This window comes from Blautia caccae, from assembly GCF_040095955.1.
Lineage (GTDB): Bacteria > Bacillota > Clostridia > Lachnospirales > Lachnospiraceae > Blautia > Blautia celeris.
In genome coordinates, this window is the sequence record NZ_JBBMFP010000001.1 from 41446 (window position 1) to 53423 (window position 11978).

An 11978-nucleotide genomic window follows, 5' to 3' on the forward strand; every position below is an offset into this window, starting at 1 on the left:
ATTTATTAACTAAGTATTAAATATTATACATGAATACTCTTAAGAAATCAATGGATTCCCAGTTTATTATTTCCTTTTTTTTTATATTATGTTACAATGATAATGTTTTTTATTAACTTAGCCTGGAGTATGTTTTTATAAAGGAGTTATCAATGATAGATTTTAATATTCCCCCCTATGTAGGTAAAGAAATGGACTATATAAAAGAAGCTGTTACCAACCGTAAGATATGTGGTGACGGTGTATTTACTAAAAAGTGCAGTAACTGGATGAAGGAACACTTTGACGTAAACCAGGTTTTTCTGACCACTTCCTGTACGCATGCCCTGGAAATGGCTGCTGTATTGACAGATATCAAACCCGGTGATGAGGTGATTCTTCCCTCCTATACTTTTGTATCTACTGCGGATGCCTTTGTACAAAGAGGAGCTTCCTTGGTATTTGTAGATATCAGACCTGATACCATGAATATAGATGAAACGCTTATTGAGGATGCCATTACTCCTCGTACCAAGGTAATCGTTCCTGTCCATTATGCCGGCGTAGCGTGTGAAATGGACACTATTATGGATATTGCAAAACGTCATAACCTAAAAGTAGTTGAAGATGCCGCACAGGGATTTGCTTCTTATTATAAAGGAAAGAGTCTTGGCACCATAGGTGACTTTGGATGCTTGAGTTTTCATGAGACAAAAAATCTCAGCATGGGAGAAGGCGGCGCTCTTCTTTTTCAGGATATGTCCTATCAGGAAAAGGCCGAAATTCTCAGAGAAAAAGGAACTGACAGAAGTAAATTCTTCCGTGGACAGATTGATAAATATACATGGCAGGATTATGGTTCTTCCTATCTTCCCAGTGATATGAATGCAGCATATCTGTGGGCACAGCTTGAAATGGCATCACAGATACAGAATGACCGTATGTCAAGTTATGTGTTTTATGATAATGCTCTCAGACCTCTGGCAGATAAAGGATTTTTGGAACAGCCTTATGTCCCCGAGGACTGCCAGCACAATGCACATATGTACTACATAAAACTACGGAATTTGGAAGAACGAACTAAATTTATATCTTTTTTGAAAGAACATGGCATTTTAAGTGTCTTTCATTATATTCCTCTTCATTCTGCACCTGCCGGTAAAAAATATGGCCGTTTCTTTGGGCCCGATAAATATACCACCCGAGAAAGTGAACGGCTGGTAAGGCTTCCTATGTATTATCATTTGAATCAGAACGACAAAGAATATATTGTAAAGACAATTTTTAAATATTTTGCCTGATAATTTCTAAAAGGGAATTACCGAATCATATGACTCTGTAATTCCCTTTTCTTAACACATCATTTATCCAAGTGTATATATAAAAATCCCTGAAATAATAATCAGATTCCCTATAATTTTTCCTCGCGTAAATCTTTCCTTCAAAATAAAAAAAGACAGAAGCATTACAAAAACATAGCTGAATGTGTCAATCACAGATCCATACTTCATGTCCACATGTGTAAATGCATATGTATTCAGCAGCAACACTCCACCAAATATTCCATATGCAGTAATAACATGCCAATTCAGATACTCAAATATGGGATGACTATATTTCTTATTTGCACTTTGCTTCAATAGAAGCTGTGAAAATGCTGTAAAAAAGGTTCCGATAAACAGTATAAGCATATATCTATTCATATTTTTGCACCACCAATACTCCTAATAATACGATAAAAAGACCGATTACATTTTTTAAAGTCAATACCTCATGGAAAATAATAACAGCCCAGATTTGTGACCATATCAGATATACACTTTTATTGGCATAGGCCACACTAAGTTCAAATTTTTGAATGATTTTCTGCCAGGCCAAAGCATAGATGAAACAATCCAAAAGCATAAGGAAAAAGAAAAAATATAGCCTGATTCCCCAAATTCCGTTCTTATTAAATTCCATGGAAGCCATTTTTGTAAAAACCGGGGTAAAAGAAAATATCATGATACTGATATGTAAAAATATATAATCCTGTACCCTTCTTTTTTTAGTCGCAGCCATCTACTTCCCTTCTTTCTGTGATTAATAAAACCATGCATTTTCTGTTTTTGCACAGCTTTTTATAGTATAACACCCTTCGCCTTCGGAAACAAGTCTATTGAAACCCTTGTTGTAAAATGTTATAATAGTCGCGGCGGTTGAAAAACAACCCCGGAGGTAAAATTATGAGTTTATATTCTATCGTTGTTCCCGTTTACAATTCAGAACATACACTGGAAGAACTTTATGCCAGGCTAAAGAATGTTTTTGAAAATACCATGCAGGAAGAATTTGAATTAATATTGGTTGATGATAGTTCCCGGGACAATTCCTATGCTGTTATGGAAAAACTTCACAGACAGGATGACCGGGTTAAAATCATACAGATGGCAAAAAATTTCGGACAACATCCGGCACTACTATGCGGTTTTTCTTTTGCCAAAGGTGAATTTATTATTACTATGGATGATGATCTTCAACATCGTCCGGAAGAGATACCCAAAATGGCTGCTGCAATTAAAGATAGGGATGATGTTGACGTAATTATAGCCAAATATGAAAACCGCAAACATAACTTTATAAGAAGACTGGGAACCAGGATTTCTGTTTACGCCACTTCTAAAATGCTGAAAAAAGATCCTAACCTGGAAATTACCAGTTTCCGGCTTATGCGCAGATTTATTGTGGAAGCGATTCTAAACACTAACACACATCTTCCGCAAATCGGAAATCTATTGGTTCAGAGCAGTAACCGCATCATTAATGTTCCTGTACACCATGATGCACGCAAAATAGGAAAAAGTAATTATACTTTCCGCAGACTGGCAAAGGATTTGATTTATGATATAACATCCAACTCTGCGATTCCTCTGCTTTTGGTCAGAGATTTAGGTATATTCAGTTTTATCATCAGTATTATTCTTGGTCTTTTCTATTTGATACGTTATTTTATTTACGGTGTGTCAGTAGAAGGCTGGACCACCCTGGTCCTTTTAACACTGGCTTATAATGGTATTATTTTATTAGCTATTGGTATTATAGGACAATATCTGATGAATATATTAAATGAAGCAAAAAAGATGCCTAATTATGTAATTAGAAAAAAAGAAATATAAATTATAATACAAAGGATATTTTTTCATGAATGAAATCGGAGGATATTTAGAATTGGAAAATTTCTCAGGAGAAGAATATTATCCTGAGCTGCTAAAATTAAACCTTGGAAGAACTGCACTCCTGTTTGCCATGAATTATCTAAAAATAAAAAAACTATGGCTTCCTTATTTTCTGTGTGACTCCGTTACCACTATATGTTCAAATACAACTGTAACATTAAAATGGTATCACATCAATGCAGAATTTGAGCCTATTCTTCCCGAAATGGAAACAACAAAAGGCGAGTATATTTATCTTGTCAATTATTACGGGCAACTTTCTGATGAAAAGCTTTTGGCTTTGCAGAAACGTTACAAAAATATTCTTCTGGATAATACACATGCCTTTTTCCAAAAGCCCCTGCCGGATATTCCGGTACTTTATTCCTGCCGAAAGTTTTTCGGACTGCCAGATGGTGCATACTTATGTCTGGGAAAAGTACCAAAAGATGTTTTGTCAACATATCCTATAGATTATTCGTCATCCAGAATGGGACACATTCTCGGACGGTATGAACATTCGGCTTCAGAGTATTACGAAGAGATGTTAGAAACTGCCCATCATTATTCTGAGGAGCCGATAAAAAGAATGTCTCATCTGACAGAAAACCTGTTGAAAGGAATAGATTATTCTGCCGTACGTAAAAAGCGCACCGAAAATTATGCTGTACTTGCCTCTGCTTTAAATCAGTACAATACATTGCCTTTGAGGCATCCGGATGGCCCCTTTGTCTATCCTTTTTATTGTCCAAATGGTGTAAATATCCGCAAAAAGTTAGCAGCAGAAAAAATATACATTCCAACTTACTGGAGTAATGTAATAAATCAGATGCCCATGGATACCATTGAGTATGATTATGCGTCCAATATTCTTCCTCTTCCTTGCGACCAGAGATATAACCGGAAACATATGGAACATATTCTGCAGGTTCTGAAGCAAATAATGAAAGGCCAGACTAACATATGATAAAACAAAGATTGTTGATACTTGGCTCATTAAGAGAATTCGTACAATTAATACAAACAGCAAAATCAAGAGGTATTTACACTATTGTATGTGATGGTTACCCGGACAGCATTGGAAAAAGAATTGCTGACAAGTCTTACGATATTGATGTTGGGGATACAGACCGCATTGTTTCTATTTGCCATCTTGAAAGAATTGATGGGATTATCACCTCTTTCTCAGATTATCTTTTTGAATGTATGGTGAAAATCGCAAACAAAGCCGGTCTGAAATGCTATTTTTCTCCTGAAAAACTAGATTATTACAGGAATAAAGATGTTATGAAGCAAATGTTTGTAAAACTTGGAATCCCCACTGCAAAATACAAACGACTTAGCTTCGGATTTAAAGACTCAGAACTGGATAATTTTGATTTTCCTGTTGTCGTAAAACCATTGGATAAATACGGATCCCGAGGCGTTCTTGTTCTTCATTCTGTTGAAGAAATAAAAAAACACTTTGATTTTATCTGCGCCACCTCTGAGGTAAAAGAAATCCTTGTGGAAGAATACAACGACGGTTATGAATTTAATATGATGAGTTGGGTTCTCGATGGAAAAGTGTATGTTATCAGTATTGCAGACAGAGAAAAAACCCCAGTATGTACCAATGATATCCCCATTAGTACCCGAAATGTATATCCCTCCAGACTTATTTATAATGTCTATGAAGAAGCACGAGATATTCTGCAAAGGATTGCTAATTTTACAGGTCAAACAAGCGGTGCTCTATCCATGCAATTTTTCTGGTCTCCCGGAGATGTTATATCCGTATGTGAAGTTGCCGGCAGGTTCTTTGGTTATGAACATGAATTGGTTGATTATTGCTGTGGCCTGAAGGTAGAAAATTTGCTTCTGGATTATCTCTATGATGAATTTTCTCTGCGCAACACATTGAAGCAGCACTCACCTTTTTTCGATAAAACCAGTGCTGTGCTGTACTTTCATGGTAAAAATGGTTTAATGGTCGAAAACCAGGATATTGCTGTAAAACTTTCCTCTATGAAGGGGATTATGGATTCCTGGTTGTTCTATAAAAAAGGAGAACGAATCATTCCCCACGGAGTGAATCCATATGCAGTTCGCTATTATATTAATGCCAAATCTCGAATGGAAGCGGATCGAATTACAAACTATATTTTTGAGCATATGTCTATAACGTCTCCTGAAGGTGAAGAAGTATTATATCAAAACCACATGCCTGAGTATCCAAACTAATATAAAAACTGTCCGACTGTACTACTTTTAAGTACAGCCGAACAGTTTTTTATATTTAGAAACTATTTACCAAATATCTGTTGGATCTTTCAAATTTACTCCATACGGCAGTTTAATTGTGGCCGGTTTATCAAATGGTTCATAATATCCATCACCAATAGTAACCATAGTTCCTCTGCCTGTATTGTCATAAATCCATTTTGCATCTCTGACACATACACGAATACAGCCGTGAGATGCAGGCTGCCCCAGCATGTTATAATCCCCTGCTGCAAGGTTATATTGACTCTGAGAAGAACCAGCTACAGAATGTATGAAAATACCATTCACTACGTGTGACGTCCACTGTCCCCAAGACGGCCCCATCAAAATGTGCCATCTATCCTGATCACCAATGTAGAAGGTACCTGCAGGAGTCAGAGTAATCGGATTTCCTACAGAACAGGTAATTGACTTGACGGGAATCGTCCAGCCATTGCTACCGTCCTTAGCCAGTACAGTAATTTGACATTTGGTACGGTTCACGCGAAGTCTGTAAGGACCACCTACCATTCCGCTTACATCCTGCTGCAGGGCGCCACTTGCCGTAAAATACATTTTATAACCTCTGATATAATGCCATCCAGTTAACATGGCTCCATTGCCATCTAGATAATACCAGTTTCCATTCCATGCTACATATTCATTCTTAGCATAAGTACCGTTGCTCTTCTTAAAATAGTACGTGGAACCGGTCTTTTCCCAATTGCCGATGGTATTTACATTTACTGTACCATAGCCTGGTATCCAGCGTCCATTCTTATCCACATAATAGCCGCCAATTGTAGTATCTTTCAGCATAGCCCCACTGCTGCCCACATAGTAGTAAGTATCAATCCAGGCATTGCGTGCCATAGCTCCGTTTCCATAAGAATAATACCATTCTTTACCTGCCATATACCATCCGGTTTTCATACCTCCGTTACCAGGTGTTAAATAATACCAGGTTCCGCCCAGACACAACCACCCTTGAGCCATTGCTCCATTTCCATTCAGATAATACCAGGTTCCGCCAGTCATCAGCCAGCCTGTCTGCATTGCTCCGCTTCCATTCAAGTAATACCAGGTCCCTTTCAGATTCAACCAGCCTGTCTGCATTGCTCCGCTTCCATTTAAGTAATACCAGGTTCCGTTTACTAACGTCCAGCCTTGAGCCATTGCTCCGCTTCCGGTCAGATAATACCAGGTATTCCCCAGCAATAACCAGCCTGTCTGCATTGCTCCGCTTCCATTACTGTAATACCAGGTATTGCCGACTTTATACCATCCGGTCTTCATAACACCGCTTCCCGGTGTCAGATAATACCAGGTCTTGTTGATCATTACCCAACCCTGGGCCATAGCTCCGCTGTCAGTTAGATAATACCATTTATTTCCCAGAGCAAGCCAGCCTGTCCTCATATATCCATTAGCGTCAAAATAATATTTCTGACCGTTTACTTTATACCAGCAGTTTGCCGGCCAACTTCCGTCTTCTTTTTGATACCACCATCCGGTTGCATTCTGTTTCCAACCCTCTGGATAAACTTTGTAGGATTTGGTACATTTACCGTCTTTGCCGAAGAAATACCGCACACCTTTTACAATTACAGAAGTATTTTTCCTAACTGTGCCGTTTTTGTTCACGTAGTATTTCTTGCCATTGATTGTCTGTAATCCGGTTTTAGATGTCTGCTTTCCATTTGCTCCAAAATAGTAATATTTACCGCCGCTGATTATCCATTTGGATTTGGCATAACTTCCATCCTTATTCACCCAGTAATTACTGCCGTCTATTTTCTGAAGGCCTGTTTTATCCTGTGTCTGCACACCATTCACATCAAAATAATAATACTTGCCATCCAGCTTTTTCCATACAGCAGTCTCAGGCTTACCGTCTTCTCCGATCCAATAGTTAGAACCTTCAATAGTCTGAAGTCCTGTGGGCATGCCCTCTGTCAGCATCTTTCCGTCTTCGCCGAAATAACAGAATGTTTTGTTTTCGTCCTCTCCCACTACTATCTTCCATGCATTTGTCAGCGGTCTGCCTTCTGCATCCAGCCAAAAGGTATATTCACCATCTTCATCTTTGATCGTGTTCAGGCCTTCCAGGAAACTTCCAGGTACCTGAAGTCCTTCCGCCATTTTAGCATCCGGATCTCCCTCTGCATCTGCTTCTGTTGTATAATATGTGAAACAACCGTTCTCATTCTGATACCAATATCCGCCATAGCCTTTTAGACCCTCCTCTGTTGATGCAAAAGCGTAAACCAATGTTACTGCACCCAGATCCTCGTCTAAGTATCCTACGGTCTCATAAAGGCCAACGTGTGTTCCATTTACATCAAATTCGTCATATGGTTTAGGCGTAGCAGCCGCTTCCGTCCCGTCTTCCTGAACTTCAAAATACGTCCAGATACCGCTCTGCTTATCCAATTCCCATTTCTTCTGATATCCTGCAAACCCATCTACTGACTCATAATACCGGAATATCATCTTATTCTCAGCTTGTTCCAGAGTCCAATGGTCATCCTGGGCTGTTTCTGCATCGTGATTCGGTTCAGCCGGCAGGTCACCAGGCTGCTCATCTCCGGTCTGGTCAATGCCATTCTGGACATCGCCGGAAACATCTGTATTTCCCTGGCCATTGTCTGTTACTCCGCCCCCTTCATCCAGCGGATCTGTAAGCTCCGTAACCTGCTGCGGTGCTTCGCTTCCGTTGGTAGCAGTTGCTCCTACAGGAAGAACAGAAGTGAATGTAACCGCTGCTGTAAGCATCAGTGCCAACAGCTTCATCCTGCGCTTCTTCATACTATTCCCTCTACTTTCCAGCTTTACGCTCTTATTTATCTCCCGGATACAATATGTATCAAACAGGTATACTCTCCCTCTAGAGATATCACCATTTTACCATTTTTTATAGGTTATTACAACCAAACCGGAGAAATGTAATATTAAATTTCTTTTACAGTCTCATGAACTCTGCTCATATTAACTCTAAAATACGTTCTGTGATAAAAACACCGATACAGGAAAAACATGCCACCATCACCAGACTTTTCTCCTTCATGGCAAAAAATATGGCTGCTGCCAGGCCCGCAAAAGCGGATATCGGCGATGCCGTCGCGTATAAGATAGCCGGAAATGTCATGGCTGTCAGACAGGCATATGGCACGTAATATAGAAATGAGCGTATGTATACATTTGAAATTTTCTTCTGAATCAGTGTCAAAGGCAGCATACGGATCAAATAAGTCACGCCTGCCATAACAAAAATATACGCATAAATCATGCTTCCTCACCCTCCTTAATAGGAAATAGAACAGCTCCGATCCCCGCTGCCAGCAGTGTACAGATAATGATCATAAATCCGCCGGAAACCTGTTTGAGTACCGGGAGATAATAAAACATACTGCTCAGGGCCAGCGCAATAAATACCACAGTCCGCACTGTGGATTCTTTTTTTGCCGGTGGGACTACAATTGCTATAAACATTCCATACAGCGCCACACCCAAAGCGCTGCGCACAAAGGCGGGCATAACCGTGCTCGCTATGGCTCCGGTCAGCGTTCCCCCTACCCAGCCGAGAACCGGCAGGAGAATCAAGCCGTACATGTAATACTGACCCACACTTCCCCTTTTTGAACTTGCCACCGCGAATATCTCATCTGTATTTCCATACGCAATCAAAAGCCTGTGGCGCGTCTTTACGCAGCTGTCGAACTTCTGGGACAGGGAAAGCGACATGAGCGCATATCTCATGTTGATAACAAGCTGTGTCAATGCCATTTCCAACAGGGAGGCACCCGATAAAATGACATTCAGACCTGCAAACTGTCCTGCTGATGTGAGATTAAAGAGGGAAATCAGCACCGCGTGAAGAGGTGCCATACCGCTGTTCACTGCCAGCATTCCAAATGTAAAGCTGACAGAAAAATAACCCAGTGCTATGGGAATACCGTCTTTCAGACCTTCTTTGATGTTATTATGCATGATTGCTTTCTCCTTAAAGTAAAATATATGTAACGATTCGGTCAGGCAAAAATCGAGGGATGAGACAGCCTTAACTGTCCCATCCCCGGGATAAATGCTTATTCCTGCAAACCTTCCTCCAGAATATATACCAGATGTTTTAATGCCTCTTCTTCGTCTTCCCCTTCGCATACCAATTCAATCTCATCTCCGCCTTTCACACAGGCGCCAAGAACGCTGAGGACACTTTTCGCATTTGCTGTAACATTGCTGTAACTGAAGGTGATCAGTGATTTGAACTGCATAGCCTCACTGCAGAGGCGGCCTGCTGGTCTCAGGTGCAGCCCTATTAAATTATTGACTTTGACTTTCTGGCTTACCATTATTCATCACTCCCCTATTTCTGTTTTACGATGCCGGCTTTTGTGCTACAGCATCTGTATTGGTATTTGTCAAGGTTGCTTTGACTTTGACTTCATCGACCACCTGATAACCGTCAGGCACTTCAATCTTAACCGGTACTTCGTATTCGCCTGCTTCTGTATAACCTTTGAGATCGATGCTCAGGTGTATTTGGCTTTTCTCCAGTTTATCCAGTTCTTCCGTAAGTCCTTCAACACGGACCAGAACCTCCACTTTGTCGAGAACAACATTCATATTTCCAGGATTATTTTCAATCTTAATATCTGTTGTGGAGATGTTGTATTCCTTGCTGTTAAGAGGAAGGATACTTACCTTTATGAGTGCCGTATCATTTACACCGGAAGCCAGTTTAATATCTTTTGGAAGAAGCTCGGCTAAATCAACGGAAAATTCACAGTCGGCTGATTTACCTGTAATATCTCTGTCCTCCGATGCGGGAATGGTCAGTTTGTTGCCATTTACCGTGAACTTCTGGAGCGCTTCATCTGAACCGATAATATTGATTTTCTCCGGAGTAGACGTAATTTTTCCAACCTGATATCCATTCAGCGGCTCTCCTACATAAGAATTTAACGCATCAATTGTGACTCCCTGGAGCGTTCTCCACAATTCAACATTAACCTTTACCGTTGTACTTGGTATATCAAATTTCAGGGAAGCCATCTGCTTATCCGTAAGCTCATCGTGATTCTTATCATAAATCACCAGCTCCGCATTCCTTTCACCGCTCTCGGTCATTCCATCTACATTAACTTTCGCAGTAACATTGTCAATATTCTTAACAACGGATTTCGGACCCGTGATAGTAATTTTCTCCGGCTCAGCCGTAGTCTTTCCCACTTCATAATTCTTATCCGGTTTTGATTCTCCTACAAGCTCTGTATTGATGATACAGTCTATGCTCTCTCTCTCTTCTATAGTTATAGGAATATTTCTTGGTGTTACCTCTACGTTTTTATCTTTTATGCCTGGACATGTTACGGTAACAGGTACCATGATCGGCTGTGTCGTCATATCAATAATCTGAGTCAGATCTGCAACTGCAGTGATGTTATCTTTGCTCATATTCCTGATAATACTGTTTTCGCCCCTTACACGGACATTTACCGTATCCTTTCCCTCCACCATAAGGGCTAGTTTACCGCTTTTCTCAATGTATGACTCATTAACAAAAGTCACCGGAATATCTGTAAAAATTTCTGTTGTTATAGGATCCTGAACATTAACCACCAGCAGCCATATCAACATGGCAATCAGCAGGGAAAGGATTTTTAAGGTAAATTTATTCATCAGACTTTTCTTCATTCTTCACCCATCCCTTCCATATCTTACGCTTTTGTTTTTCTGCGTTGGCGTTCTGCTCCTTTATCAATATTTCTTTCAGTTCATCCCTGGTTACTCCAACCCTCAGGGCACCATTCTGGGCTACAGAAACCCTGCCGGTCTCCTCGGAAACAATAATTGTCAGAGAATCACTTACTTCACTGATTCCCACTCCTGCCCGGTGTCTTGTTCCAAGATTTTTATTCAGCTCCATATTATCCGACAGCGGCAGATAGCAGGTTGCTGCAACAACACGGTCCCCTCGGATGATCACAGCCCCATCATGAAGGGGTGTGTTATGCTCAAAAATATTAATCAGCAGCTGACTTGTCACTAATGAGTCAAGATAGATACCTGTTCTTGCATATTCGTTTAGTATCGTCTCTTCCTCGATGACAATCAATGCCCCTGTCTTAACTTCTCCCATTTCATAGCTGGCACGGACAATTTCATTTAATGTACGGTCACTGAATCTGCCGCTCTCATCTTTTTTACCACTGTCAAAGGGAAGAATTGTACTTACTATTTTCTTATGTCCCAGTTCTTCCAGAGCTTTTCTAAGCTCCGGCTGAAAAATAACCAGCACTGCCGTGATCGCATATCCGCCGGCATTATACACCAACCACAAAATCGTATTCATCTTCAAGAGATAAGCGATGAAGATAAATGCCAGGACAATTAAAATTCCTTTCAACAGGGAATAAGCCCGTGTATTTCTCACCCACAACATAAACTGATAAACCAATACTGCTATCAGAAGAATTTCAATAATGTCAATCCATGACATATGCGGAAGAGTTAAACCGGTCAGATATTCTTTTATGCTGGCTACCATATTCCCCATAT

General features: G+C 40.2%; 12 protein-coding genes. 4 read left to right on the forward strand and 8 right to left on the reverse strand.

What is annotated here, in order from left to right:
* Nucleotides 1-152 precede the first annotated feature (152 nt).
* Complete coding sequence (rffA, locus tag WMO65_RS00150) at nt 153-1280, forward strand: dTDP-4-amino-4,6-dideoxygalactose transaminase (RefSeq protein WP_148393373.1); 1128 nt, start codon at nt 153-155, stop codon at nt 1278-1280.
* Between the two features lie 63 nt (nt 1281-1343).
* Here rffA and WMO65_RS00155 read toward each other — a convergent pair whose 3' ends face one another.
* Together WMO65_RS00155 and WMO65_RS00160 are read right to left on the reverse strand one after the other, a co-directional pair.
* Nucleotides 1344-1682, reverse strand: coding sequence for an EamA family transporter (locus WMO65_RS00155; RefSeq protein ID WP_148393374.1), 339 nt, complete (start codon nt 1680-1682; stop codon nt 1344-1346).
* On the reverse strand, nt 1675-2040 hold the full coding sequence (locus WMO65_RS00160; protein ID WP_148393375.1) for a DMT family transporter: 366 nt from the start codon (nt 2038-2040) through the stop codon (nt 1675-1677). The genes WMO65_RS00155 and WMO65_RS00160 overlap by 8 nt, the downstream gene beginning before the upstream one ends.
* 164 nt (nt 2041-2204) lie before the next feature.
* Between WMO65_RS00160 and WMO65_RS00165 the strand changes: the two genes are divergently transcribed.
* The 3 genes from WMO65_RS00165 to WMO65_RS00175 are packed head-to-tail and all read left to right on the forward strand — an operon-like array spanning nt 2205 to nt 5396.
* Nucleotides 2205-3134, forward strand: coding sequence for a glycosyltransferase family 2 protein (locus WMO65_RS00165; protein WP_148393376.1), 930 nt, complete (start codon nt 2205-2207; stop codon nt 3132-3134).
* Between the two features lie 25 nt (nt 3135-3159).
* Nucleotides 3160-4140 (forward strand): hypothetical protein, encoded by a 981-nt coding sequence (locus tag WMO65_RS00170; protein WP_148393377.1) that lies wholly within the window; start codon nt 3160-3162, stop codon nt 4138-4140.
* Nucleotides 4137-5396: an ATP-grasp domain-containing protein gene (locus WMO65_RS00175; RefSeq protein WP_243128844.1), complete on the forward strand. Its 1260-nt coding sequence runs from the start codon at nt 4137-4139 to the stop codon at nt 5394-5396. Before WMO65_RS00170 ends, WMO65_RS00175 begins: the two co-directional genes overlap by 4 nt.
* Nucleotides 5397-5462: 66 nt before the next feature.
* Here WMO65_RS00175 and WMO65_RS00180 read toward each other — a convergent pair whose 3' ends face one another.
* The 6 genes from WMO65_RS00180 to cdaA form a co-directional block, all read right to left on the reverse strand.
* The gene (locus WMO65_RS00180) at nt 5463-8225 is read right to left on the reverse strand and encodes a L,D-transpeptidase family protein (protein WP_148393378.1); all 2763 of its coding nucleotides are present in this window, start codon (nt 8223-8225) and stop codon (nt 5463-5465) included.
* Between the two features lie 175 nt (nt 8226-8400).
* Nucleotides 8401-8706, reverse strand: coding sequence for an AzlD domain-containing protein (locus WMO65_RS00185; RefSeq protein WP_033143040.1), 306 nt, complete (start codon nt 8704-8706; stop codon nt 8401-8403).
* The gene (locus WMO65_RS00190; protein ID WP_033143039.1) at nt 8703-9407 is read right to left on the reverse strand and encodes an AzlC family ABC transporter permease; all 705 of its coding nucleotides are present in this window, start codon (nt 9405-9407) and stop codon (nt 8703-8705) included. The genes WMO65_RS00185 and WMO65_RS00190 overlap by 4 nt, the downstream gene beginning before the upstream one ends.
* A gap of 98 nt (nt 9408-9505) precedes the next feature.
* Nucleotides 9506-9769, reverse strand: coding sequence for an HPr family phosphocarrier protein (locus WMO65_RS00195; protein WP_033143038.1), 264 nt, complete (start codon nt 9767-9769; stop codon nt 9506-9508).
* 25 nt (nt 9770-9794) lie between these two features.
* Nucleotides 9795-11114, reverse strand: a complete 1320-nt coding sequence (locus WMO65_RS00200) for a CdaR family protein (protein ID WP_052099654.1) — start codon at nt 11112-11114, stop codon at nt 9795-9797.
* The gene (cdaA, locus tag WMO65_RS00205; protein WP_033143078.1) at nt 11092-11967 is read right to left on the reverse strand and encodes a diadenylate cyclase CdaA; all 876 of its coding nucleotides are present in this window, start codon (nt 11965-11967) and stop codon (nt 11092-11094) included. The genes WMO65_RS00200 and cdaA overlap by 23 nt, the downstream gene beginning before the upstream one ends.
* Nucleotides 11968-11978: the final 11 nt, after the last annotated feature.